The sequence below is a fragment of the Amycolatopsis sp. cg9 genome (genome assembly GCF_041346945.1).
In the GTDB taxonomy this organism is placed as follows: Bacteria; Actinomycetota; Actinomycetes; order Mycobacteriales; family Pseudonocardiaceae; genus Amycolatopsis.
This window is the reverse complement of the sequence record NZ_CP166850.1, coordinates 5,718,522-5,741,536: the sequence shown is the minus strand read 5'-3', so window position 1 is coordinate 5,741,536 and position 23,015 is coordinate 5,718,522. Positions and strand designations below refer to the sequence as shown.

24 protein-coding genes are annotated in these 23,015 nt (G+C 72.1%); 14 read left to right on the top strand and 10 right to left on the bottom strand.

Annotated features, from left to right (window positions below; all coding sequences use genetic code 11):
• Positions 1 to 34 precede the first annotated feature (34 nt).
• The 4 genes from AB5J73_RS27390 (at position 35) to AB5J73_RS27375 (ending at position 3,042) form a co-directional block, all read left to right on the top strand.
• A complete protein-coding gene (locus AB5J73_RS27390) occupies positions 35 to 1,390 on the top strand; it encodes an MFS transporter (RefSeq protein WP_370961530.1) in 1,356 nt (451 codons plus the stop codon).
• A 27-nt stretch (positions 1,391 to 1,417) separates the two neighbouring features.
• A complete protein-coding gene (locus tag AB5J73_RS27385; protein ID WP_370961529.1) occupies positions 1,418 to 1,738 on the top strand; it encodes a carboxymuconolactone decarboxylase family protein in 321 nt (106 codons plus the stop codon).
• A 16-nt stretch (positions 1,739 to 1,754) separates the two neighbouring features.
• A complete protein-coding gene (locus AB5J73_RS27380; RefSeq protein ID WP_370961528.1) occupies positions 1,755 to 2,162 on the top strand; it encodes a cupin domain-containing protein in 408 nt (135 codons plus the stop codon).
• A 121-nt stretch (positions 2,163 to 2,283) separates the two neighbouring features.
• On the top strand, positions 2,284 to 3,042 hold the full coding sequence (locus tag AB5J73_RS27375) for a xanthine dehydrogenase family protein molybdopterin-binding subunit (protein ID WP_370961527.1): 759 nt from the start codon (positions 2,284 to 2,286) through the stop codon (positions 3,040 to 3,042).
• Here AB5J73_RS27375 and AB5J73_RS27370 read toward each other — a convergent pair.
• Positions 3,011 to 3,685 (bottom strand): NAD-dependent epimerase/dehydratase family protein, encoded by a 675-nt coding sequence (locus AB5J73_RS27370; protein WP_370961526.1) that lies wholly within the window; start codon positions 3,683 to 3,685, stop codon positions 3,011 to 3,013. The genes AB5J73_RS27375 and AB5J73_RS27370 overlap by 32 nt on opposite strands.
• A gap of 8 nt (positions 3,686 to 3,693) precedes the next feature.
• Positions 3,694 to 4,611, bottom strand: a complete 918-nt coding sequence (locus AB5J73_RS27365; protein WP_370961525.1) for an SDR family NAD(P)-dependent oxidoreductase — start codon at positions 4,609 to 4,611, stop codon at positions 3,694 to 3,696.
• Positions 4,612 to 4,723: 112 nt separating this feature from the next.
• On the opposite strand from AB5J73_RS27365, the gene AB5J73_RS27360 reads away from it, so the two are divergent.
• The gene (locus AB5J73_RS27360; RefSeq protein ID WP_370961524.1) at positions 4,724 to 5,302 is read left to right on the top strand and encodes a TetR/AcrR family transcriptional regulator; all 579 of its coding nucleotides are present in this window, start codon (positions 4,724 to 4,726) and stop codon (positions 5,300 to 5,302) included.
• A 389-nt stretch (positions 5,303 to 5,691) separates the two neighbouring features.
• Here AB5J73_RS27360 and AB5J73_RS27355 read toward each other — a convergent pair whose 3' ends face one another.
• Positions 5,692 to 6,543, bottom strand: coding sequence for a DMT family transporter (locus AB5J73_RS27355; protein WP_370961523.1), 852 nt, complete (start codon positions 6,541 to 6,543; stop codon positions 5,692 to 5,694).
• A 134-nt stretch (positions 6,544 to 6,677) separates the two neighbouring features.
• On the opposite strand from AB5J73_RS27355, the gene AB5J73_RS27350 reads away from it, so the two are divergent.
• From AB5J73_RS27350 to AB5J73_RS27335, 4 genes are all read left to right on the top strand, one after another.
• Positions 6,678 to 7,571 (top strand): LysR family transcriptional regulator, encoded by an 894-nt coding sequence (locus AB5J73_RS27350; protein WP_370961522.1) that lies wholly within the window; start codon positions 6,678 to 6,680, stop codon positions 7,569 to 7,571.
• Between the two features lie 469 nt (positions 7,572 to 8,040).
• Positions 8,041 to 8,670: a TetR/AcrR family transcriptional regulator gene (locus AB5J73_RS27345; RefSeq protein ID WP_370961521.1), complete on the top strand. Its 630-nt coding sequence runs from the start codon at positions 8,041 to 8,043 to the stop codon at positions 8,668 to 8,670.
• A gap of 69 nt (positions 8,671 to 8,739) precedes the next feature.
• A complete protein-coding gene (locus AB5J73_RS27340) occupies positions 8,740 to 9,303 on the top strand; it encodes a DinB family protein (protein WP_370961520.1) in 564 nt (187 codons plus the stop codon).
• Complete coding sequence (locus AB5J73_RS27335; protein WP_370961519.1) at positions 9,300 to 10,388, top strand: winged helix DNA-binding domain-containing protein; 1,089 nt, start codon at positions 9,300 to 9,302, stop codon at positions 10,386 to 10,388. Before AB5J73_RS27340 ends, AB5J73_RS27335 begins: the two co-directional genes overlap by 4 nt.
• Here the strand turns inward: AB5J73_RS27335 and AB5J73_RS27330 are convergent.
• Entirely contained in the window at positions 10,385 to 11,341 is a 957-nt protein-coding gene (locus AB5J73_RS27330) for a helix-turn-helix transcriptional regulator (protein ID WP_370961518.1), read from the bottom strand. The genes AB5J73_RS27335 and AB5J73_RS27330 overlap by 4 nt on opposite strands.
• Before the next feature lie 111 nt (positions 11,342 to 11,452).
• Here AB5J73_RS27330 and AB5J73_RS27325 point away from each other — a divergent pair, with 111 nt between their 5' ends.
• On the top strand, positions 11,453 to 11,911 hold the full coding sequence (locus AB5J73_RS27325; RefSeq protein WP_370961517.1) for a nucleoside deaminase: 459 nt from the start codon (positions 11,453 to 11,455) through the stop codon (positions 11,909 to 11,911).
• Positions 11,912 to 11,936: 25 nt separating this feature from the next.
• Entirely contained in the window at positions 11,937 to 12,899 is a 963-nt protein-coding gene (locus AB5J73_RS27320; RefSeq protein ID WP_370961516.1) for an isopenicillin N synthase family dioxygenase, read from the top strand.
• A 3-nt stretch (positions 12,900 to 12,902) separates the two neighbouring features.
• Here the strand turns inward: AB5J73_RS27320 and AB5J73_RS27315 are convergent, their stop codons facing one another.
• Both AB5J73_RS27315 and AB5J73_RS27310 read right to left on the bottom strand, forming a co-directional pair.
• Entirely contained in the window at positions 12,903 to 13,361 is a 459-nt protein-coding gene (locus AB5J73_RS27315) for a hypothetical protein (protein ID WP_370961515.1), read from the bottom strand.
• Positions 13,362 to 13,458: 97 nt separating this feature from the next.
• Positions 13,459 to 14,739 (bottom strand): diguanylate cyclase, encoded by a 1,281-nt coding sequence (locus AB5J73_RS27310; protein WP_370961514.1) that lies wholly within the window; start codon positions 14,737 to 14,739, stop codon positions 13,459 to 13,461.
• A gap of 240 nt (positions 14,740 to 14,979) precedes the next feature.
• Between AB5J73_RS27310 and AB5J73_RS27305 the strand changes: the two genes are divergently transcribed.
• Positions 14,980 to 15,930 (top strand): chitinase, encoded by a 951-nt coding sequence (locus AB5J73_RS27305; RefSeq protein WP_370961513.1) that lies wholly within the window; start codon positions 14,980 to 14,982, stop codon positions 15,928 to 15,930.
• 163 nt (positions 15,931 to 16,093) lie between these two features.
• Positions 16,094 to 17,467: a cytosine permease gene (locus AB5J73_RS27300; RefSeq protein WP_370961512.1), complete on the top strand. Its 1,374-nt coding sequence runs from the start codon at positions 16,094 to 16,096 to the stop codon at positions 17,465 to 17,467.
• On the opposite strand, the gene AB5J73_RS27295 is transcribed toward AB5J73_RS27300, so the two are convergent.
• Both AB5J73_RS27295 and murJ read right to left on the bottom strand, forming a co-directional pair.
• Positions 17,431 to 17,919 carry a hypothetical protein gene (locus AB5J73_RS27295; protein WP_370961511.1) on the bottom strand — a complete coding sequence of 163 codons (489 nt, stop codon included), beginning with the start codon at positions 17,917 to 17,919 and terminating at the stop codon, positions 17,431 to 17,433. The two genes, AB5J73_RS27300 and AB5J73_RS27295, sit on opposite strands and share 37 nt — an antisense overlap.
• Positions 17,920 to 18,046: 127 nt before the next feature.
• Positions 18,047 to 19,828 carry a murein biosynthesis integral membrane protein MurJ gene (gene murJ / locus AB5J73_RS27290; protein WP_370961510.1) on the bottom strand — a complete coding sequence of 594 codons (1,782 nt, stop codon included), beginning with the start codon at positions 19,826 to 19,828 and terminating at the stop codon, positions 18,047 to 18,049.
• Between the two features lie 122 nt (positions 19,829 to 19,950).
• Between murJ and map the strand changes: the two genes are divergently transcribed.
• On the top strand, positions 19,951 to 20,736 hold the full coding sequence (gene map / locus AB5J73_RS27285; protein ID WP_370961509.1) for a type I methionyl aminopeptidase: 786 nt from the start codon (positions 19,951 to 19,953) through the stop codon (positions 20,734 to 20,736).
• A 28-nt stretch (positions 20,737 to 20,764) separates the two neighbouring features.
• On the opposite strand, the gene AB5J73_RS27280 is transcribed toward map, so the two are convergent.
• Both AB5J73_RS27280 and AB5J73_RS27275 read right to left on the bottom strand, forming a co-directional pair.
• Positions 20,765 to 21,022 carry a hypothetical protein gene (locus tag AB5J73_RS27280; protein ID WP_370961508.1) on the bottom strand — a complete coding sequence of 86 codons (258 nt, stop codon included), beginning with the start codon at positions 21,020 to 21,022 and terminating at the stop codon, positions 20,765 to 20,767.
• Positions 21,023 to 21,248: 226 nt separating this feature from the next.
• Positions 21,249 to 22,817 carry a helix-turn-helix domain-containing protein gene (locus AB5J73_RS27275; RefSeq protein WP_370961507.1) on the bottom strand — a complete coding sequence of 523 codons (1,569 nt, stop codon included), beginning with the start codon at positions 22,815 to 22,817 and terminating at the stop codon, positions 21,249 to 21,251.
• Between the last annotated feature and the right edge of the window lie 198 nt (positions 22,818 to 23,015).

Here is a 23,015-nt window from a genome sequence, read left to right as displayed (position 1 = left end):
CCCCCGCGCTCGCGAAGGAGCGTTGCATCGAGGTGTGACCACCTCCGTGCAGACCACCGGCACGCGGGCCGCCACCACGCTGGGGGCGGCCTTGCTCGGCTTCTTCGTCGTCACGCTGGACGCGGTCATCGTCAACGTCGCCTTGCCCGAAATGCGGGCCGACCTGGGCGGTGGCATCACCGGACTGCAGTGGGTGGTCGACGGCTACACGTTGATGTTCGCCGCGTTCCTGCTCTCGGCCGGGTCCCTGGTGGACCGGATCGGCGCGAAGCGCGCGTTCGGCCTCGGTGTGGGCGTGTTCGTGCTCACGTCGCTGGCCTGCGGCGTCGCGCCGACACTGCCGGCGCTGGTGGTGTTCCGGTTTCTCCAGGGCACCGCCGCGGCGGTGGTGATGCCGTCGTCGATGGCGCTGATCGCGCAGGCGTACCCCGATCCGGTGAGGCGGGGGCGGGCGGTCGCGGTGTGGGCGATGGGCGGGGCAGTCGCCTCGTCCGCCGGGCCGGTACTGGGCGGGCTGCTCACCACCGCGAGCTGGCGATGGATCTTCCTCATCACCGTGCCGGTCGGCGTCGTGGCCGTGGTCCTGCTGGCCCGAGTGGCTCCGTCGGCGCGCCACCGCGCCCCGTTCGACCGGACCGGGCAGGCCGTGGGCGCCGTCGCCGCCGCCGCGCTGGTCTACGGCGCGATCGAAGCCGGCCGCTCCGGGTTCACCGCTCCCCACGTCGTGGCCGCTTTCGCCCTCGCCGTCGCGGGCCTCGCCGGCTTCGTGCCGGTCGAGGCCCGGAGCACCCATCCGGTGCTGCCGCTGGAGCTGCTGCGGTCGCGCACCGTGGTCACGGTGGTGGTCGTCGGGTTCGCGTTCATGGTCGGCTACTACGGGATGCCGTTCGTGCTCAGCCTGGTGCTGCAGCAACGCGGACTGTCCCCGGTGGAGACGGGAGCGGTCTTCCTGCCCATGATGCTCGCCGGGCTGGTGCTGACCCCGATCGTGCCGCGGGTGACCGAGCGGGCCGGCACCCGCCCGGTGGTCACGGCCGGGCTGGCGCTGATCGCCGGCGGGCTGGCCGTCCTGGCGGTCCTCCCCACCACGACACCCGGCTGGGTGATCGCCGCGGCGATGGTGCCGGTCGGCGTGGGTGGTCCCACGGTCATCCCCCCGATCATCGCGGTCCTGCTCGGTGCTGTCGGCGCCCGACGCGCCGGGACCGCGAGCGGGGTGCTCAACACCAGCCGCCAGCTGGGCGGGGCGCTGGCCGTCGCCGTCTTCGGCGCACTGCTGGCCGGACCGTCCGGCTGGGACACCGGAATGCGGGTGAGCCTGCTGCTCGCCGCCGCGATCGCCGCCGCCGCGGCACTCGCAGCGGTCGCGGGACTGGGCACCCGCCACTAAGAACGAAATCGACGAAAGGAACCCGTCATGTCCGACAAGGAGCCCTCCGGCGCGGAGAAGCTGTTCGGCGACTTCGCGCCCGCGCTGGTGCACTTCACCGACGACGTGCTCTTCGGCGAGGTGTGGAAGCGCACCGAGCTGACGCCGAAGGAACGCAGCCTCGTCACGGTCGCCGCGCTGGCGACCAACGGCAACACCGAACAGCTCGTCTTCCACCTCGGCCTGGCCAAGGAGAACGGCAACACCGAGGCCGAGCTGATCGAGGCGATCACCCATCTGGCCTTCTACGCCGGCTGGCCTCAGGCGATGGCCGCCATGGCCGTCGCCAAGCAAGTCTTCCGCAACTGACCCCCAGGAGAACACCGTGGACTTCATTCCTCTCAACGAAACCGTCAAGACCCCGGCCGAGCGCTTCACCGGCGACGTCTACCTGACGATGATCAAGACACCCGAGCCGCCTTCCCGCATGGTGGCCTCGCTGGTGCGCTTCACCCCGGGCGCCCGCACCAACTGGCATTCCCACGCCGTCGGACAGACCCTCCACGTCACCGAGGGCGCCGGTCTGGTGGTCAACCGCGACGGCCAGGTCATCCGCATGCGCGCCGGCGATACCGTCTGGACTCCGCCCGGTGAGGAGCACTGGCACGGCGGCACGAGCACGAACTGCATGAGCCACCTCGCCCTGCTCGAAGGGCCGGAAGAGGGTGGCGACGGGACCACGTGGCTCGAACCGGTGACCGACGAGCAATACCGCGCCGCCCACCGCGGCTGACTCGCGAAGGCCTTCACCGGCGCGCATCAGCCGGAGTCCGCGCCCGTTCCCTCTCCTGAGCGGTATCGATTCGCTGCGCCGTCCGGCAAGCGGGGCGCGTGCCCACGATCTCGGCGATTCGTTGCTGCCCAACAACTTCGGCGCCTTCGGCTCCACGTCCAGTGCCGGTGCCGCGCCGGCCCTGCGCGCCGCGGCCGACGCCGCCACGCGCGCGCTGATCCAGCTGGCTGTCGACCACCCGCGTTCCCCGTTCCACGGCATGAACCCCGGAGACGTGCGCTACGCCGACGGCGCCCTTTCCGCCGCCGGTCGTTCGATCGGTTTCGGGACCCTGCTGGACACCACGGGAACGGCGGCCGTGGAAGCCACGGAGAGCGGCGCCCCCGGCGGCGACCCCGAACGGTTCGCCTTCCACTCCTTCGGCGCGCACTTCTGCGAAATCCGCGTCAACCGCTTCACCGGAGAGCCCTGGTTGTCGCGGTTCACCACCGTGGTCGACGCCGGCCTCATCGTCAACACCAAGACCGCGCGCAGCCAGATCGCGGGTGGCGTCATCTTCGGCATCGGCCACGCGCTGCCGGAAGGCACCCAGCTCGAGCCGACGGGACGCTTCGCCAACGCCAACCTCGCCGACTACCTGCTTCCCGTCAACCCGGACGTCCCGCCGATCGACGTCCGCTTCCTGCAGTACCCCGACACCATCCTCACCCCGGTCGGCGCCCGCGGCATCGGCGAACTCGGCACCGTCGGCTCCGCGGCCGCGATCGCCAACGCGGTCTACAACGCCACCGGCCGCCGCGTCCGCGACCTGCCCATCACCCTGGACAAGCTGCTCTGGCGGGAGCGAGTCAGCTCGACGACCGGGCGGCGAGTTCGTTGATGTCGGCCGTCGCGAGGACGCGGCGGGACACACCGCTACGAGTGGCCTCGAGCATGGCCCGTCCCAGCTGCACGCTCGTGGTGACGTAGCGCGGCGCGATGCGCCGCAGCACCGGGTAGAGCGGGGTCAGGACGCGGTAGAGCAGCACGTAAGCCTTGGTCTTCGCCCTGGTGCCGGGCAGCGGCAGGATGGCGGCGGGCCGGAACATCCAGGCCCGCGGAACCAGTTCCAGGAGAGCGTTCTCCGTCTCCCCCTTCACCCGCGCCCACATCATGCGGGACTTGCCCGAGCCGTCGGTGCCGGCGCCGGAGACGTAGCAAAAGGCGAGTCCGGGACTGGCCGCTGTCAGGGCGCGGGCAGCGGCCAAGGGGAAGTCGTGGGAGACCACTCGGTAGCGGGCCTCGGTCATGCCGGCGGCCGAGGTGCCCAGGCAGTAGAAGCAGGCGTCGTAGCCCGAAAACTCGTCCTGGATCGCCGTGAAGTCGAGGAAGTCCTCGTGATGGCGTTCGCGGAGCTTGGGGTGAGCGCGGCCGGTGGACGTCCGGCCGATGACGAGGACGTCGGTCACCTCGTCGGCACGCAAGCAGGCTTCCAGCACTCCCTGGCCCACCATGCCGGTGGCACCGAAGATGATGACGCGCATCGCCGGGCTCAGACGGGGAACTTGACGTCGGTGAGCTGTTCGGACACCGCCCACAGGCGCTGCTGAACGGCCTCGTCGTGGGACCGGGCGCTGGAGGCCACCACCCGCGGGTATCCCCGGGTCCCGCCCATGCCGCTGGGGCCGTAGTACTGGCCGCCGGTGACGGCGGTGGCGGTGGCCGCGCGCAGCGTGGGCAGCGCGCCCATGACGGCGCTCTGGGCGACCAGCGGCAGGAACAGGCTCGCGGTCGCGCGCAGCGGCGCGGGCAGGTTCTGCTGGAGCTCGGTGGCGGCGGCCCCGGGGTGGGCGGCGACGGCGATGGTGGTGCCGTGCGGGGCGAGCCGGCGCTGGAGTTCGTAGGTGAACATCAGGTTGGCGAGTTTGGCTTGCCCGTAGGCGGCAATGCGGTTGTAGGAGCGGTCCCACTGCAGGTCGTCGAAGTGGATGTCGGCCCGGATGCGGTGGCCGAAGCTGCTGACGGTGACCACGCGGGAGCCGGGTGCGGGCAGCATCGCCTCGAGCAGCAGCCCGGTCAGCGCGAAGTGGCCGAGGTGGTTGACGCCGAACTGCAGGTCGAAACCGTCCTGCGTCTTCTGCCGCGGCGTGTACATCACGCCGGCGTTGTTGATCAGCAGGTCGATCCGCGGGTGCGCCGCACGCAGCTCACTGGCCGCGGCGCGCACCGACTCGAGGGAGGCCAGATCCAGGCGCTGGAGGCCGAGCTCGGCACCGGGCACGCGGCCGGTGATGTGGGCGACGGCCTGCCGGCCCTTGTCGAGGTTGCGGACCGCGAGGACGACGTGCGCGCCGTGCTCGGCCAGGACTCGCGCGGTCTCCAGGCCCAGACCACTGTTGGCGCCGGTCACGACGGCCACCCGGCCACCTTGGTCCGGAACGTCGTTTTCGGTCCACTGCGGATCGGTCATGATCAACTCCTGGGTTACGGGCTTGATGCGCTACTGCCACCACGGTACCAAAATTTCTAGACTCGTCTAAACTTAGATGAGTGTAAGCTGTATCCTGCGGCAAGGAGGGTCGATGAGCCTGCGGGAACGGAAGAAACTGGCCGCTTGGCGAGCCATCAGCGACGCCGCACTGCGGCTTTTCGAAGAACACGGCTACGAAGCGACCACGATCGAGCAGATCGCCGCCGCCGCCGACGTGTCGCGGGCCACCTTCTTCAACTACTTCGCCGGCAAAGAAGCGGTCCTGTTCGACCAGGACCCCGAAGCACGCGCCCGCTGGCGCGCCCGGCTGGAATCCCGGGACCCCGGCGAGTCGCTGTGGGACGCGCTGACGACCGTCATGCTCGACGTCAGCGAGGGCCTGCGAGAGCGCATGCCGCTGATGCGCCGGCTCAAGACGCAGTCGCCGGCACTCGCCCAGGCGAGCCGAGCGTCCGGCGACCAGTTGCGAACCGACCTGCGAACCTCGATCCTGGCCCAGCCCCGCAGTGGCGATCCCATGTCCGCCACGCTGCAACTGAACCTCGCGCTCGCAGCGTCCGCCACTGCCTACGAGAGCTGGCGGGCCGACGAAGACTTCGACACCTACCTCCTGCGCCTCCGGCAATGCCTGGAGCACGTCGGAGCCGGAGTCGAGTCCCTCACCCCATAGTCGACGCGACCAAGATCGCCTCGATACCGATGCGCGGCGTCTCTTGCCGAGTTCGACGCGTGCCTGTTCGACCGGGACCGCGCACCCTCGTGACCCTCGGGTACGGACAGAACCCAGGCTCCTGCCGTTGTTCCCACGAACCGAACCGGCCCCGGACGTTCCAGGTGATCAGCCGGAGCCGCGAGCCGATCCGCAACCCGTGCGACTGGCGGGAACCAACGGTCATGACCTGAAATGACGAAGGCCGACACGGACCGCTCGGTGGGCAGCGCGACCACTCTCGTCCGGACGCCGACAGTGCGTGTCGAGCAAAGCACCGACGATACTGCCGGGTAGCAACGGGGAGTCAACCAGTTCACCGGCGCCAAGACCCTCGGCGTGTTCGCGCACTACCGCCTGCGGGAGATGGCGACGCCGATCAGGCAGAGCGCGCCGCCGGCGAGTCCGTATGCCGAGGGAATCTCGCCGAGCAGCAGCCACGACAACAGCACCGACGCGGCCGGAACGGCATAGGTCACCGCCGACAGCCGGCCGGCGTCCATGCGGCGCAGCGCGTATGCCCACGCGGTGAACCCGATCGCCGTGGGGAACACGCCGAGGTAACCGGCGCCGAGCACCGCGGGCATGGACGCCACCTGCAGCTCGCCGACCAGCTGCGGCCCCCAGGGCAGCAGGACCACGGTGGCGACGACACAGCCGAGCCAGATCGCGGTGAGCCCGTCGACGTGGCGCAGGGCGACCTTCTGGATCATGACGCCCGCGGCGTAGAGCGCGGCGGCCAGCAAGCACAGCAGGACGCCCGCCCAGTCGCGCTGCGCGGTGGCTCCCGTCGCGATGACCGCGGCTCCGCCCAGCGCGACGAGCGAGCCGACGATGAGAGGTCGCGAGAAGCCTTCGCCGAGAAGCTTTCCGGCGGCGACGGCGACGAGCAGCGGCGCGAGGTTGACGAGCAACGCCGCCGTCCCGGCGTCGACGTGTTGCTCCCCCGCGTTGAGGGCCACGGTGTAGCCGGCGAGCCACACCACGGCGTAGGCCCCGATCAGCAGGAACGCCTTGCGTGACAACCGGATGCGGACCGGCCGCCGGGCCAGCACGATCGCGGTGAGGGTGACCGCCGCGACGCCGTGCCGCAACAGCGCCAGCGGTCCGGGGGAAAGCGCGTGCCCGAGGCCACGGATGGCGACGAAGGACGAACCCCACAGCAGCACCGCGACCCCGGCGGCGGCCGCGATCTTGCCCAAGCCGGTCTTACTGGGGCCGGCGGGCCGGAGGGTCTCGACTAGATCGGTCCCCGGAGCATCCTCACCCGCCCGATCTGTACAGCACAAGCGATTGATTATGGACGTCTGTTAAGCATCTCTGTACAGTTTGCCTTATGCTGGACATCCCTCGACTCCGCGTCCTGCGGGCGGTGGTCGCGACGGGTTCGATCCGGGCGAGCGCCTCCTCGCTGGGTTACACACCGTCCGCGGTGAGCCAGCAGCTCGCCGCGCTGCAAAGGGAGACCGAGCTGCAGCTGTTCGAAAGATCCGGGCGCGGCATCGAGCCCACGGCAGCCGGCCGGACCCTGGCCGCCGAGGCCGACACGCTGTTCGAGGCATTCAGCCGGGTCGAGCGGGTGGTCGGCGACCTGCGCGCCGGCCGGGTCGGCAGCCTGTCAATCGGCTACTTCGGCTCAGCCGGAGCGGCCTGGCTGGCGCCGACCGTCGCCGCATTGCGCGCCGAGTTCCCGGACCTGCGGCTGGACCTGCTGCTGACCGAGTTCACCTCGGGCGACCCGGATGTGGACATCTTCGTCGAGGAGACCGGTGTCGAGCGCGCCGGCGCCGTCGACGTGCGCAGGCTCGCCGATGATCCGTATCTCGCCGTCGTCCGCGTCGACGACCCGCTCGCCGGGCTGCCGGAGGTTCCGCTGGTGGACCTCGCCCCGCGGCACTGGGTGGACAACGACCTCCGCGAAGGGCCGTGCCGCCAAGTGCTCCTCAACGCCTGCGCACAAGCCGGGTTCTCCCCCGGTTTCGTGGTGGAAACCCATGACTACCGGACCGCGATGTCCTTCGTGGCAACGGGAATCGGCCTGACCGTGGTACCGACCCTCGGCATCGGCGAGCTTCCGGAGAACCTGACGACGGTCAAGCTGGTGACGCCCACCCCGGTCCGGCGTCTCAGCCTCGCGGTGAAGAAGTCGCTCGCACAGCACCCCGCCGCCCGGCGCGCCGTCGAGCTGCTGGAAGGCCTGGTGTGCGCGAGCGAATACCAGCCTCGCTGACGAGCTGAAGGCCGCGGCGGACCACGAGCTCGGGCAAAGCCACGTTTTCCGGCGCCCGAACGTCGCGGCATGCGTCACCGCTCAAGTCCTGCCATACCTATGAGCGCACGGCTTTGCCGTACCGGCAGGCAATGCGGGGCGCCCCGCACCTCGTACGGCGGGTGTGACGTCGCGTTCAAGGTGCACCAGACGACGTCGCTGAGGACTCGCGACCAAGCTGGGCGGTGGCGGATTCGTCCACATCATCCGCCGTCGGTCAGGTCCTCCGTCTCGGTGCCCAAATCCGCCCCTGGAAGCGGCCCCGCGCGCGCGGTAGCGCGTAGGTGGCTGCGAGGAGGATCTTCGGTATGTTATCCCGTTTTGCGGGATACATCCCCCAGATCCGAAGGTTAGCGCCCGCTTACAATGGTGGCGTCCCGTCGGCTGTCGGGGCCGCCACTTGGGCGGGGCTGTCTGGGAGGATCACCGGATGACGATGTCGTTGTCGGCCGAGCTGTGGCCGGACGTGCAGCCGGAGACCGCTCGGCGGCTCATGCTCGCCGGGGTCGAAGCCTTTGCCAAGCGGGGGTACCACGCCACCACCACGCGGGACATCGCCGGGGCCGCGGGGATGTCGCCCGCTGCGCTCTACGTGCACTTCCCTTCGAAGGCCGCGCTGCTCTTCGCGATCAGCCGGTACGGGCACGAGCAGACCCTCGCGCTGGTGGAGAACGTCGTCGCGAAGGTTTCCGATCCCGTCGAGCGGATCCGGCTGATCGTCGAGGACTTCGTCGCCTGGCACGCGCGGCGGCACACCGTCGCCCGGGTGGTCCAGTACGAGCTGCAGGCGCTGCCCGAACAGGAGTTCGAGGTCGTCGCCGAGCTGCGGCGGCGGATCGAGCGGATCGTGCGCAAGGTGATCTCGGACGGTGTCGAGGACGGCGTGTTCACCGTGTCGGACCCGCACACCTCGGCCCGCGCGGTGCTCTCCCTCGGTGTCGACGTCGCCCGCTGGTACAGCGAGCGCGCCCGGCAGACGCCGACCGCGCTCGGCAAGGAGTACGGCGGCCTGGTGCTGCGAATGCTCGGTGTCACGCCGGAGACGCCGGTCACAGACTAAGCGGTCGGTCGCCGACCATCCGATCTCGATCGCAGTAGCGGACACACCCTGTCCGCTATTCCTGCCAGAGTGGTCCTCGTGCAGAACGACACCGAACGCAACGACCTCATCGCCGAACTGGCGGCCGCCCGCGCCGCCCTGATCGCGGCGGCGCGCGACCTCACCGACGACCAGGCCGGGGCGCAGCCGACCGTCAGCGCGCTGTGCCTGGGCGGGCTGCTCAAGCACGTCGCCAGCATGGAAGAGAACTGGCTGCGCTTCGCGCTGGAGGGCCCGGCCGCGATGCGCTACGACCTCCCCGACGGCGTGACCTGGGCGGACCTGGCGGCCGGCACCGCGCGCGAGGTCCCGCAGTGGGCCATCGACCACCAGAACGAGTTCCGGATGCAGCCCGGCGACACCCTCGCCGGCGTGCTCGCGCGCTACGAGGACGTCGCCAAGCGCAGCGAGGACGTCATCACGAGCCTGCCCGACCTGTCCGTGACGCACCCGCTGCCCGACGCGCCCTGGAACCGGCCCGGCACCGTGTGGAGCGCGCGGCGGGCCGTGCTGCACGTCATCACCGAGACCGCGCAGCACGCCGGGCACGCGGACATCATCCGCGAGGCGCTGGACGGCCGGAAGGCGACGTGACGGTCCTGGACACGCGCACGCTCAACCGCGCCACGCTCGCCCGCCAGCTGCTGCTCGACCGCGCCGCCCTGCCGGTGCACGACGCCGTCGCGCACCTCGGCGGCCTGCAGGCGCAGGAGCCGCAAGAACCGTTCACCGGGTTGTGGTCGCGGCTGCGCGCGTTCGACCCGGCGGCGCTGTCGGAGCTGCTGACCGGGCGGCGAGTGGTGCGGACGCACCTGATGCGCCGCACCGTCCACCTGCTCACCGCCGACGACGTCCTGGCCTGGCGGACGCGGTTCGACGCGATGCTGCGCCAGCGCGTCCTGGGCACCTACCGCCGCGAGCTCGCCGGGGTCGACCTCGGCGAGCTCGCGGCGGCGGGCCGCGCGGTGCTGGCCGACGGCGAGCCGCGCTCGATGGGCGAGCTCGCCCGCGCGGTCGCCCACCGGTGGCCCGGCGCGGGGCCGCGGCCGCTCGGGGAAATGCTGATCGCCGCGCTGATCCCGGTGGCGCAGCTGCCGCCGCGCGGGCTGTGGCGCGTGAAGGCCGGCGTGCGGAACCTGCCGCTGCCCGCGTGGCTGGGCCGCGACGTCGACCCGCTCGCCGAGGACGACGCGGTCGGGCAGGTGCTGGTCCGGCGCTACCTGGCGGCCTACGGGCCCGCGGCCACGGCCGACCTGCGCGCGTGGAGCGGCCTGGCCGGGCTGCCGGCGGCGGTCAAGGCCGTACGCGAGGAGCTGGTCGCGTTCCGCGACGAGCGCGGCCGCGAGCTGCTGGACCTGCCGGATGCCCCGCGCCCTGATCCGGACACACCGGCGCCGGTGCGGTTCCTGCCCGCGTTCGACAACGCGATCCTCGGCTACGACGACCGGAGCCGGATCATCGACGACGCCCACCGCGGGCTTTCGGTGGCCGGCGAGCGGGTGGTGCTGGTCGACGGCCGGGTGGCGGCGACGTGGCAGGCGACGGACGAGACGGTGGTCGTGAAGCCCCTTCGGCGGCTCACGAAAGCAGAACGCACCGAGGTCGCGGCGGAAGGCGGCGAGCTGGCGTCGTTCCGGTCCGACGGCGAAAGCGATCGCGTCCGGCTCGAAGCGGGCTAACCGACCGCCCGGGCGAACCGCTCCGCCACCTCCCGCAGCCGCTCCACCAGGCCCGGCGGCGCCTCCTCGACCACGAAGTCGTACCCCCACTGCGCCAGGTAGTACGGGACCGTGTCGAGGGTGTTCGCCCCGGTCCGCACCCGGCAGCTGTGCTCGTCGATCGGCTCGACGGCGCCGGTCGTCGGCGGGATGCGCCGCGCGAGCACCTCGGCCGAGGCGGCCACGCGCAGCACGAGCTGGTGCGGGTACGGCGCCGAGGAGATCTGGTGCGAGACGTACGCCGCCAGGTCGTCGGCCGGCGGTTCGCGCGGGGTGAAGCGGAAGCTCGCGGCCGGCACGCCGGTGATCCGGTCGACGCGGAAGGTGCGCCAGCCGGCGCGGTCGAGGTCGAAGGCGACCAGGTACCAGCGGCGGCCGGTGTGGACCAGGCGCAGCGGCTCGACCGAGCGTTCCGTCTCCGCGCCGGACCGGTCGCCGTAGCCGAAGCGCAGGCGCTCGTGGTCCCGGCAGGCCGCGGCGATCGCCGTCAGCACCGACGCGTCCACCATCGGCCCGGCGCCGGCCAGCGAGACCGTCGCCGCCTGCAGAGCGCCGACGCGCGGCCGCAACCGGGCGGGCAGCACCTGCTCCAGCTTCGCCAGCGCGCGCACCGACGTCTCCTCGATGCCGCTGACCGTGCCGCTCGCCGCCGTGCGCAGGCCGACCGCGACCGCGACGGCTTCGTCGTCGTCCAGCAGCAGCGGCGGCAGCGCGGCGCCCGCGCCGAGCCGGTAGCCGCCGGCCACGCCCGGGGTGGCGTGCACCGGGTAGCCGAGGGACCGCAGCCGCTCGACGTCGCGGCGGATCGTGCGGACGTCGACCTCGAGCCGCGAAGCGAGGTCCGCGCCCGGCCAGTCGCGCCGCGCCTGCAGCAGCGAGAGCAGCCGGAGCAAGCGTTCCGAAGTGCCGTACATGGCACGCAGTGTGCCAGACATCGAGGACAGTTCCGGTCCGCGATCCGCCGGATGGTGCAGCCGTGCGGTCAAACACTTGCCAGGCACCACCCCGGCCGGAAAGAGTGACGCATGCCGATCGACCCGCACGCCCTGCTCGCCGTCGCCCGCGAGGAAGCCGAGCTGGGCAAGGCCGAAGGCGGCGTGCCGATCGGGGCCGCGCTGTTCGACAGCGCGGGCACCCTGCTGGGCCGCGGGCACAACCGGCGCGTGCAGGACGGTGACCCGTCGATGCACGCCGAAACCGCGGCGTTCCGCAACGCCGGCCGCCGCCCGCACTACCGCGACACGATCATGGTCACGACGCTCTCGCCGTGCTGGTACTGCTCGGGTCTCGTCCGTCAGTTCGGGATCGGGCGCGTCGTCATCGGCGAGGCCACGACGTTCCACGGCGGGCACGACTGGCTCGCCGGGCTCGGCGTGGGGATCACCCTGCTCGACGATCCCGCCTGCACGGCGCTGATGACCGAGTTCATCGCCGCGCGCCCGGACCTGTGGTTCGAGGACATCGGGGTCGAGAAGTCCGAATAGGACAGTGCTGTTGCGAGGAGCCGGTATGCCGTCAACCGTTCCGCTCGTGGACCTTTCGCCGTGGTTCGGGGGAACGTCCGAAGGCCGCGCCGACGTGGCCGGCCAGATCGACCGCGCGCTGCGGGAGTCCGGCTTCCTGCTGGTCACGGGGCACGGCGTGCCCGACGACCTGCGCCGCCGGACGCGGGAGCTGGCGCGGGAGTTCTTCGCGCTGCCCGAGGACGTCAAGCAGCGCTACGCGGTCACGGTCGGCGGCCGCGGCTGGCTGCCGCCCGGGGTCGAGGCCAACGGCTACGCCGAAGGCACCGAGACCCCGCCGGACCTCAAGGAGTCCTATTCCGCCGGGGCGGACGAGGGTGTGGGCGTCGCCGACGTCGACGGGTTCTGGTTCCAGCCCAACGTCTGGCCCGGCGAGGTGCCCGGCTTCGCCGAGGTGGCGACGGAGTACATGCGCCGGATGCGCGCGCTGTCCGACCACCTCCTGGAGATCTTCGCCGCGGCGCTCGGCCTGGCCGAGAGCCACTTCACGCGGCACACGGCGCACCCGACGTACACGTTCAACATCAACTGGTACCCGCCGATGACGCACGTCGGCGCGCCGGAGCCGGACCAGTTCCGGATCGGCCCGCACACCGACTTCGGCACGGTGACGGTGCTCGACCGCCAGGCCGGCGTCGGCGGGCTGCAGGTCTGCACGGCCGACGGCGAGTGGGAGGACGCGCCGTTCCACCCGGAGGCGTTCACGGTGAACATCGGCGACCTGATGGCCCGCTGGACCGGCGACCGCTGGCGGTCGACCCGCCACCGCGTCCTCCCACCCGCGGTGGCGGCCCCGGACGAAGACCTGGTCTCGCTGATCTTCTTCTACGAGACCGACCACGACGCCCGGATCACGTCGCTCGCGCCGCCGCTGGGCAAGCGCACCTACCCCGAGGTGATCGCGGCGGACTACCTGCGGGAAAAGCTGACCGCGATCACCGTCGGCTGACCCTCAGCCGCAAATCCGCTTCGCGGTCGCGACCGGAACCTTTTCGCACAATTCACCGGTGCCCCAATTCACCGGCGCCCAAGCGCCGTTCCGGTGTGCGAACAAAACGCTGCCACCGTCGATTTCATTGGAGAAGTGCGCGAAAGCCCACGGCGCGACGCATTCGATGCCCTGCAGCCCCTTGCCGTCGACGAGCAGCGCGCCGGAAGCCCGCTTGTCGGCCTTGAGCGCCGCGTCCAGCTTGGCCTTGGTAGCCGAGGCACAAGCGTCCACCGGCGCGCTCACCTCGGCCGCCGGGGTGGGACGGGTGGCGGCCGAGGTGGCCGTCGTCGCCGTCACCGTCGGTGCCGCAGTCGTGCTCTGCGCGCCGCCCGGGGCATTCTGCGGAGCGCTGCAAGCCGACAGGACAATTGCCGCCGACGCGATGGCTCCCGCTCCCGCGACACGACGAAGTACGGACATTCGATCCCCCTGAGTTCATTGACGGCCCCTCACCGTCTTTCCTGCCATCAAGACGCTCTGCGGTATTACCGGTTGCGAGCCGTTCCCAACGGTCGGATCACGGCTCCGGCTCGGGCTCCGCGCACAGCGTCCGGTTCCGGCCGGCCGCCTTCGCGCGCAGCAACGCCGCTTCCGCCGCCAGGAGCGCACCCGCCAGGCCACCACCGGCCGGGCAGGCGGCGACGCCGATCGACGCCGTGACGCCGACGAACTGCGGGCCGTCGCCCGAGGCCTTCAGCGCCACCAGGGTCGAGGCGATGCGCAGGCGGATGCGTTCGGCGATGGCCATCGCGTCGAAGCGGCCGGCGCCGGCCAGCAGGACGGCGAACTCCTCGCCGCCGGAGCGGCCGACCAGGTCGGCCGAGCGGACCTCGTCGCGCAGCGTGTCGGCGACCGCGCGCAGGACGGCGTCGCCGATGCGGACGCCGTAGCGGTCGTTGAGCTGGCGGAAGTGGTCGAGGTCGAGCAGCAGCACGGCCGGGCCGGGGCCGTGCCCGCCGAGCCGGTCGAGCTGGGCTTCGGCGGCGCCGCGCCACGACGCGGCGGTCAGCACGCCGGTGCCGGGGTCGAGGGTGACGTGGTCGCGGCGGCCGCGGCCGAGGCCGCCGCGGTGGAGCACCACGGTGGCGCCGGCCAGCACCGGCACCAGGAGCGGGGCGGCCCCGGCGGCCCAGGCGAGCGGCAGGCCGAACGCCGTCATCGCGGCGTCGAAAGCGTGGCCGGGCGCGGCTTCACGCGGCCTGCGGGGGCCGTCGGCGGCGGTCACGAGCGCGGCGTTCACGGCGAGGAACACCACGCCGGCGACGGTGAGCAGGAGGACGGTGCGGGAGTCGAGGACCGCGCCGAGCGGCCGGACGCCGGTCGCGGTGAGGAACGCGCCCGCGACGAGACCGGCCAGCGCCGTCGCCGCGGCGCCGAACACCTGCCGGTAGACGGGTCTTCTGCGGACCCGGAACCACTGGTGCAGCGCGGAGAGCACGATCAGGGCGACCGCGAGGCCGGGCCGGAGCACCAGCACCCCGGCGAAGATCCACGCGGTGTCGACGCCGGGCCCGAGGAGGGTGTCCTCGCGGTGGCGCTCGACCGGCCGCGCGAGCTCGGCGGAGACCACCATCCCGCCCAGGAGCAGCGCGAACGGGCCCAGCATCGCCGTCAGCGGCGGGAACCGGACGGCGGCGAGCACGACGGCGGCGACGGCGAGGACGTCGACCGCGACGAGGTAGAGGACCTGGCCGCGGCGCGGCAGCCGCCACAGCGCCCAGCGCCCCAGCGCGACGGCGGGCAGGAACCGGCCCGGGCGGCGGCGTCCCCCGCCGGCGGCGACCGAATCCCCCACCATTTCGGCAAAGTAGCCGGAATGCCCGGCGCTGTCGATCCGCCTTCAGGGGAATCTCACAGCCGCCGACGCTCGGGAGCCGGACGCGCACCGTGTGTCATTTTCCGGCCGAAGGAGGGTTGACACACAACATTGGTCTAGTCCACTGTGTGGTGGCACACAGCGCTCCTCCCGGGATGATCCCGCCGCCTCAAACCGGAGGTGCTCCAACCTGCTCGTTTGGAGGACCCCATCATGAAATCCATGCGCCGTCTGGTCACCCTCGCGCTCGCGGCCGGAGCCGCGATGGCGACGGCGGTCGGCCTCGCCCCGCAGGCCATGGCCGCGGTGGATCCGGTGCTCGCCTCCCCGTACCTGTACCAGTGGGGCGGGCAGACCAGCCCGACCGCGGCGATGTCCGCGACCGGCGTGAAAGCGTTTACCCTCGCCTTCGTCCTGTCGGACGGCACCTGCAACCCGAAGTGGGACGGCAGCCGTTCGCTGACCGGCTCGGACAAGACGATGATCCAGAACATCCGCAACGCGGGCGGGGACGTGATCCCCTCCTTCGGCGGCTGGTCCGGCACGAAGCTGGGCTCGAAGTGCACGTCGGCCTCGGCGCTGGCGGGCGCGTACCAGAAGGTGATCGACGCCTACGGCCTCAAGGCGATCGACCTCGACATCGAGAACACCGACGAGTTCCAGAACAACACGGTGCAGGACCGCATCCTCAACGCGGTCAAGCTGACCAAGCAGAAGAACCCGAACCTCAAGGTCGTCATCACCATCGGCACCACCACGACCGGCCCCGACTCGTGGGGCAAGCGCCTGATCAACCAGGCCAAGGCGATCGGCGCGGGCGTCGACGTCTGGTCGGTCATGCCGTTCGACTTCTCCAGCGGCGGTGACATGGCCGCCATGACGAAGTCCGCGGTCGACGGGCTGAAGAACCAGCTCAAGACCACGTTCGGCTGGACGGACGACACCGCCTACCGGCACAGCGGCCTCTCCTCGATGAACGGCAAGACCGACAACGCGGGCGAGACCGTCACGGTCGCGAACTTCACCTCCATCCGCAGCTACGCCACGAGCCACCACCTGGCCCGCTTCACGTTCTGGGCCACCAACCGCGACTGCAGCGGCGGCGGCGAGTGCAGCGGCATCACGCAGGACAAGTACGCGTTCACCAAGATCGTCGCCGGCTACACCGGCTGACCCTCGATCCCGTAGTGGGGCTGTCGGAGGCCCTCTCGCCGGCATCGGGGCCGGTGAGGGGGCCTTCGCGGGTTCTCGGGTACCGCTGAGCGGGAACCGTGCCGCTCACCGGGAACCGCGGAACCGTCACACCGGCGCAACGTTCACCGCTTACCGTCCTCCCATGACGAGCACCGAAGCGGCCGGCTACGGCGACAAGGTGGTGGCCGTCGAGCCCGGCGGGGTCGAACCCGTCGCCGACGCCGACCGGCACGGGACACCGCGGCAGCTGGCCTGGACCTGGGCCTCCCCCAACCTCGAGTTCGCCACCGTCTTCGTCGGCGTCCTCGCCGTCACCGCCTTCGGGCTGACCTTCTGGCAAGCCGCGCTCGCGGCCGTCGTCGGGAACGGGCTGGGCGCGCTCGCGCACGGTGTCCTGTCCGCGCGCGGGCCGCGCTACGGCGTGCCGCAGATGGTGCTCGGGCGGGCCGCGTTCGGCTACCGCGGCAACCTCCTGCCGGCCGCGCTGATGTCGGTGATGGCGGGCATCGGGTGGTTCGCGGTCAACAGCGTCAGCGGCGCTTTCGCCCTCGCCGGCCTGACCGGGCTGCCCGTGCTCGCCTGCCTCGTGCTCGTCGTCGCGCTGCAGATCGCCATCGCCTTCTTCGGGCACAACCTCGTGCAGGCCTACGAAAAGTACGTCTTCGCGATCCTCGCCGTCGTGTTCGCCGTGGCGAGCGTCGTCATCTTCACGAAGTCCGGCGCCACCGCGAACACCGGGAGCGTCGGCGGGTTCCTGCTCACCGTCGGCACCGCGTTCGGCTACACCGCGGGCTGGAACCCGTACGCCGCCGACTACACCCGCTACCTGCCCAAGACCGCGTCGAAACGCGCGATCGGCCGCTACGCCGGGCTCGGGCTGTTCCTCTCCACGACCGTGCTGATGCTCGCCGGCGCGGCCTCGACGACCATCGGCGGGGCGGGCGACGCCAACCCGGCGACGGCGTTCACCGGGCACCTGCCCGGGTTCCTCGCCGCGGCGACGCTGCTGGCCATCACGCTCGGGGCGGTCGCGGCGAACGTCCTGAACGTCTACTCGGGAGCGCTCGCCTTCCTCGCCCTCGGCGTCCGGCTGCCGCTGGCCTGGCGCCGCGCGGCCGTCGCGCTCGCCTTCGGCGCGGTCGGGTTCGTGCTGGCCTGGCTGGGGCTCGCCGACGCCGGGCACGCCTACGAGAACTTCCTGCTGGTCATCGCCTACTGGATCGGCCCGTGGCTCGGCGTGCTGCTGGCCGACCACCACCTGCGGCGCGGCACCGACTTCGGCGCGCTGCTGGCCGACAGGAGCCACCGCAACACCGCCGGGTTCACCGCGTTCCTCGTCGGCCTGGTGGTGTCCGTCGGCCTGTTCGCGAACCAGGCGCTCTACACCGCGCCGATCCCGAAAGCGGTTCCCGGCACCGGTGATCTGACCTTCGCGGCCGGGTTCGTGCTCGCCGCCGGGACCTACCTGCTCCTGCGCCGTCAGCGCACCGGCGTGCCGTCGCGGCGGCAGCCGTAGGGGTAGCACCGGCCCCAGTCGTACGTGGGCGGCGGGAGGGTGACCGTGGCCGTCGACGGCGGTGGCAGCTCGACCGTCACGGTCGGCGTCGGCGTGGCGGTCGGCGTCTGGCGCGCGTGCATCACGACCGGCGACGGCGTCGTCGTGGTCGTGGGCGCCGCGACGGCGCTCGACGACGGGACGCCGGTGGCCGGCTGCAGCTGCGGGAACTGCGTCGAGCCCGGCACGGGTTCCGGCCGCGCCGCCAGCGCGAGCGCCAGCCCGCCCAGCACGACGACGACCGCCAGCGCCAGCGCGATCCGGCCGCCCGAACCGCGCGGCCCGGGCTCGATGCCGCGCCGCGCCGCCGTTTCGGCCGAGCGCGAACCGGGTTTGCGCGGCCGCGCACCGGCCGCCCGCAGCAGTTCGTCGACCGTGACCCGATCCCGCCGCCTGCGCGCACTGCGCGTCATCCACGACCTCCGCCCCATGACTGGTCCGGGTGGATCGTAGGAAGCCGCGCCGGAATTGTAAACGCGCTGATCGCAGCGGTCTCGTAATCGTTTCGAGACATCCGGATCGCGTTCCCGGCCGTAGTCGTCAACGAGGAGCGAGCCGCCGCAGGAGAGCGCCCACGCGCCGCGTCACGGGGGTGAACTCCGGGAGCTTCAGCAGCGCCAGCAACCCGAACGGGACGGCCATCCCGAGCAAGGTCTGGACCGGCAGCTTCACCCACGCGGCGGGGATCGCGCCGAGCGAACCGGGCACGGCGTACCCGGCCAGCACCGCGGCCCCGACGCCGAGGGCGCTCGCCCCGAGCACGATCAGGCCGACCCGCAGCGACCGCTTGCTGCGCAGGTGCCCGAGCCGGACCCACAGCCAGACCTGGCCGAGCACGGCGCCGACCACGAACCCGGCGCCGTTGACGAGCATCACGCCGTAGACGACGTGCTCGCCGTCGAGCAATCCCCGGCAGAGCAGGAGGAGCGGGATCTTCACCGCCGTCATCACGAGCATGATGAGCGTCGGCGTGCGGGCGTCCTTCATCGCGTAGAACACCCGCAGCTGCAACATGACCAGCGCGAACGGCAGCAGCCCGACGGCCGAGACGGCGAGGGTCTGGCCGAGCCGCTCGGCGTCCGCCAGCGTGCCGCGGCCCCAGGTGAAGATCGCGATCCCGATCGGGGTGCCGACCACGGCCAGCACCGCCGAGATGGGCACGAACAGCACCGTGGACATCCGGGAAGCGAGCGAAAGGTCGCCGACGAGCGAGCCGGTGTCGCCGTCCGCGGCGGCGCGGCTCATCCGCGGCATCAGCGCGGTCAGCAGCGAAACGCCGAGGATCCCGTACGGCAGCTGGAAAAGCAGGGACGCGTAGCTGTAGGCCGTGACCCCGCCGCGAGTGCCACCGGTCAGCACCCGGGTGGTGACGACGAACCCGACGTGGCTGACCACGACGTAGCCGAGGATCCACGCGGCGAGGCCGCCGAACTCCTTGATCCGCGGGTCGAAGCCCCAGCGCCAGCGGAACCGGAACCCGGTGCGCAGCAACGCCGGGATCAGCACGACGGCCTGGGCGACGATGCCGAGCGTGGTGCCGAGGCCGAGCACGAGCAGCTTCGGGTCGCTCATCCGGACCGGGTCGAGGGTCAGCTCCCCCGGCACCACGGCGAACACCACGAGCGTGCCGGTGACGACGACGTTGTTGAGCACCGGCGCCCAGGCCGGCGGGCCGAAGACGTTCTGCGCGTTGAGGATCGCGGACAGCAGCGCGAAGAGGCCGTAGAAGAGGATCTGCGGCAGCAGCAGGTACGCCAGCGCGGTGGTCAGCCCGGAATTGGCCTCCGCTGACGATTTGTCGACGTAGAGCGCGGTGAACAGCGGGGCGATCGCCACCGCGACCGCCGTGCCGACGGTGAGCAGCACCAGCGCCATCGTGATCAGCCGCTGGGTGTAGGCGCGGCCGCCGTCCGGGTCGTCGTGGGAGCGGACGAGCAGCGGGACGACGACGCTGGCGAGCACGCCGCCGAAGAGCAGTTCGAAGACGATGTTGGGCAGCGTGTTCGCGACGGTGAAGGAGTCGTTGACGACCCCGGTCCCGACCACCGCGGCCAGCAGCAGCTTGGCGACGAACCCGGTGACCCGGCTGACCGCGGAGGCGACCGCCATCCGCCCGCTCGAGCGCGCCAGCGACGAACCGGCGCCCTCGCCGCGGCCCGCGCTGACCGGGGACGCGGGCGGGCGCGCGACGATCTGGGTGGCGAACTCGTCGTAGGGCCGCCGGGAGACGTCCGGGTCGCGGGTCGGCCAGTGCGGGCCGCGCAGTTCGCTCGGGAGGAAGACCGTCGCGTCGTCGTCCACGGGTGGTGGGGGTTCCGCCATGGCCCAAGCCTGCCAGGTCGGACCGGTTTCCGTCCCCGCTCCGGACCCGACTGGTATTCCTATACCGGAAACGTGCTACGGTCCCGGTATAACTATACCGACCCTTGTGACGCGAGGTTTTCGTGATCGAACTGAAGTCGCCGGCGGAGATCGACCGCATGCACGTGACCGGGCGCTTCGTCGCCGAGGTGCTGACCGAGGTCGGCCGGCTCGCCGACGTGGGCGTCAACCTCATGGACCTCGAGCACCACGCCCGCGGCATGATCAAGCGGCGCGGGGCGGAGTCGTGCTACTGGGACTACGCGCCGTCCTTCGGCAAGGGCCCGTTCCGCAACGTCATCTGCCTGTCGGTCAACGACGCCGTCCTGCACGGCCTGCCGCACGACTACGTGCTGCGCGACGGCGACGTGCTCACCGCCGACCTCGCGGTCAGCATCGACGGCTGGGCGGCCGACTCGGCGCGCACGGTCATCGTCGGCACGCCCGCCGAGGAAGACCTGCGGATCGTCCGCGCCACCGAGGAAGCACTGGAAGCGGCGATCGAGGTGACCCGCCCCGGCAACCGGCTGGGCGACATCTCGGCGGCGATCGAGGCGGTGGCCCGCGAGTACGGCTACCCGGTCAACACCGAGTTCGGCGGCCACGGCATCGGCCGCACCATGCACGAGGACCTGCACGTCCCCAACAAGGGCACGGCCGGGCGCGGGATGAAGCTGCGGCCGGGCCTGACCCTGGCGCTCGAGCCCTGGTTCGCGCGCACGACCGACCGGATCGTCTTCGACCCCGACGGCTGGACCATCCGCTCGGCCGACGGCTCCCGCACCGCCCACTCCGAGCACACGGTCGCCGTCACCGAAGACGCTCCCCGCGTGCTCACCCGGCGCGAAGCGGAGCTCGGGAACAGCTGAGCGAATCCGCGACGCTGCGTGACCCGCCTCAGGCGGCGACGGTGATCTCCAGCGCGGCCCGGCCCGCTTCGGTGAGCTCGGCCGGCACGCGCCCGGCGCCCGCTTCGACGGCGGGCCGCAGGTAGCCGCCGTGGGCGAGCGCGTGCGCGGTCATCTGATCGCAGCAGGCGAATCCGTCGATGAAGAGGTCGGGCTCGCAGCTGCACGACATCTGCGCGCGTCCCGCCGCCACCGCCTTCAGCATCGCCATGGCGCGGTGGGTGAGCTCGACTCCTGAACCGGACACCGGATTGCCTTTCTCCTCGGAACCACTACGCATAGTCATTCGCCCGTTGGGCCGATTGTGTTACTTACGGCACTATGACGTTTCGGGTGCGGCCGAGGTTCCACCGGGTCCGGTGCGGCCGAAGGGGACGTTGCGCTCATCTGACGTGCCGAAGGGGACTTTCCTCCCGTCACATCGGAGGAAAGTCCCCTTCAGCGGTCCCTCCCCGGTTCCGGTGAGCACAGGTTCAGCGCTCGGCGTTGTCCGGCGCGCCGGACGACAAAGGTCCGGACGACACCGCGGTGGCCGACGGGGGCCCGCAGCCGGCCACGCCGCTGTCCACCCGGGCCGGGACCGAGAGCAGGAGCGCGGCCGCGAGCACCGCGATGTGCCGTCCCGGCCAGCCCGGGCGGGGCCGGGTCCCGGCGGCGGTGCTGGCGTCGAGGTAGGCCCGCTCGTGGGTGGTGAGGTACCGCGGGTGCCGGGCCCACGCGCGGACGGCGGCGAGGTGCGCGCCGCGCAGGAGCAGGCTCGGGTCGCGGTGGTGGAGCCGCCAGGTGGCGGCCGCCCGGGTGAGGTCGCGGTGGGTGCGCCACCCCGCGCCGCCGGGCCGGCCGTCGAGGCGCGGCCAGGCGTCGAGCACCGCCTCGTGGGCGAGCCGGAGCCGGTGGGCGTCGCGCACGAGCACCCGGGCGCGGACGAACCGGCCGACGACGTCGGCGGTGAGCGGGGTGTCGTCGAGTTCGCCGTCGGCGACGGCCGTGGGACCTTCTTCGGGGTCGGCGAGCCGGCGGAACAGGTCCAGTGCGACGGCCTGCCCGGCCGTGCCGAGCCCGGTGAACACGGCTTCCGCCGCGCCGGCCAGTGGCCCGCCGAGCTCCCCCGCCGCCTGGAACCCCGCGAGGGTCAACCGGCTGCCGCTGCGGCGCCGCCACGTCTCGAGCAACGCGTGCGACAGCCACGGCAGCGCCCCGGGCCGGCCGTGCGCGAGCGCGACGGCCGTGGTCAGCAACGGCGTCTCGACCATGCACCGCGCGCGTGCCGCCGGGGTGGTGATCGCCCGGCGCAGTTCGTCGGCGGTCATCGGCCCGACCACCACCCGGGCCCGCGCGAGGGCGGCGCTCACGCCAGGCAGCCCGGCGCAGCGGTCCTCGAAGTCCGCGCGCACGGCGAGCACCACCCGCGGCCCGCCGCGGGCCGCGAGCAACGCCGTGACGGACCGCGCCCGCTCGTCGTCGCGGCCGAGCGCGAACAGCTCTTCGAACTGGTCGAGGACGACCACCGCCGCTTCCGGCCCGGCGAGCAGGTCCCCGGCGGTGGCCGGGGTGGTGAAGACGACGGGGCCGCTCAGCCGCGGGAGCAGGCCGGCGCGCAGGAGCGACGTCTTCCCGGAACCGGACGGGCCGGTCACGACCACGCACCGGTGCGACGGGAGCAGCGCGGTCAGGGTGTCGAGGAGCCGGTCCCGGCCGAAGAAGAACCCGGCGTCCTCGCGGTCGTAGGCGTCGAGCCCGCGGTAGGGCGCGGTTTCGCCCGCCGGGGCCGGGGTGGTCAGCTCGGCCGCCGTCGCGCGCCAGCGGCGTTCCCACTCGGCGTCGTCGCCGTCGCAAGCGCGGACGTAGGCGAGGGTCACCGCCAGGCTCGGCAGCCGGCGCCCGCCCGCGGCGTCGGACAGCGTGGTGGCGGAGAAGTGCGCCCGCCGCGCCAGTTCGCGGTAGGTCGGGTTCCCGGCGTGCTCCCGCAGCGCCCGCAGGCCGGCCGCGAACGCCGTCAGCGGGGAGCCGTCGAGGTCGAGGGGGTTCTCAGCGCGCGGCATGGCTCACCGGCCTCCCGGGCAGGCGGGGGCGAGGCGGAACCCGCGGGCCGGCCCGGCGAGCAGGAGGACGGCGGCCGGCTCGAAGGCGAGCGGGACCGGCAGGTGCACACACATCACAGCCCTTTTCGTCGATTTGACACTAACTGCGATCAGGTTAAGACCCGAGCCGACTTTGCGTCAAGCTGACATGAAGCTAGG

Bases quoted from the DNA above. Each gene is read 5' to 3' on its own strand.
- AB5J73_RS27295 (WP_370961511.1), bottom strand. From the start codon at position 17,919: ATGACGCGCAGTGCGCGCAGGCGGCGGGATCGGGTCACGGTCGACGAA.
- AB5J73_RS27275 (WP_370961507.1), bottom strand. From the start codon at position 22,817: ATGCCGCGCGCTGAGAACCCCCTCGACCTCGACGGCTCCCCGCTGACG.
- AB5J73_RS27315 (WP_370961515.1), bottom strand. From the start codon at position 13,361: ATGTCCGTACTTCGTCGTGTCGCGGGAGCGGGAGCCATCGCGTCGGCG.
- AB5J73_RS27370 (WP_370961526.1), bottom strand. From the start codon at position 3,685: ATGCGCGTCATCATCTTCGGTGCCACCGGCATGGTGGGCCAGGGAGTG.
- AB5J73_RS27320 (WP_370961516.1), top strand. From the start codon at position 11,937: ATGCCGTCAACCGTTCCGCTCGTGGACCTTTCGCCGTGGTTCGGGGGA.
- AB5J73_RS27310 (WP_370961514.1), bottom strand. From the start codon at position 14,739: ATGGTGGGGGATTCGGTCGCCGCCGGCGGGGGACGCCGCCGCCCGGGC.
- AB5J73_RS27385 (WP_370961529.1), top strand. From the start codon at position 1,418: ATGTCCGACAAGGAGCCCTCCGGCGCGGAGAAGCTGTTCGGCGACTTC.
- AB5J73_RS27305 (WP_370961513.1), top strand. From the start codon at position 14,980: ATGCGCCGTCTGGTCACCCTCGCGCTCGCGGCCGGAGCCGCGATGGCG.
- AB5J73_RS27345 (WP_370961521.1), top strand. From the start codon at position 8,041: ATGACGATGTCGTTGTCGGCCGAGCTGTGGCCGGACGTGCAGCCGGAG.
- AB5J73_RS27330 (WP_370961518.1), bottom strand. From the start codon at position 11,341: ATGTACGGCACTTCGGAACGCTTGCTCCGGCTGCTCTCGCTGCTGCAG.
- AB5J73_RS27365 (WP_370961525.1), bottom strand. From the start codon at position 4,611: ATGACCGATCCGCAGTGGACCGAAAACGACGTTCCGGACCAAGGTGGC.
- AB5J73_RS27325 (WP_370961517.1), top strand. From the start codon at position 11,453: ATGCCGATCGACCCGCACGCCCTGCTCGCCGTCGCCCGCGAGGAAGCC.
- AB5J73_RS27350 (WP_370961522.1), top strand. From the start codon at position 6,678: ATGCTGGACATCCCTCGACTCCGCGTCCTGCGGGCGGTGGTCGCGACG.
- AB5J73_RS27360 (WP_370961524.1), top strand. From the start codon at position 4,724: ATGAGCCTGCGGGAACGGAAGAAACTGGCCGCTTGGCGAGCCATCAGC.
- AB5J73_RS27300 (WP_370961512.1), top strand. From the start codon at position 16,094: ATGACGAGCACCGAAGCGGCCGGCTACGGCGACAAGGTGGTGGCCGTC.
- murJ (WP_370961510.1), bottom strand. From the start codon at position 19,828: ATGGCGGAACCCCCACCACCCGTGGACGACGACGCGACGGTCTTCCTC.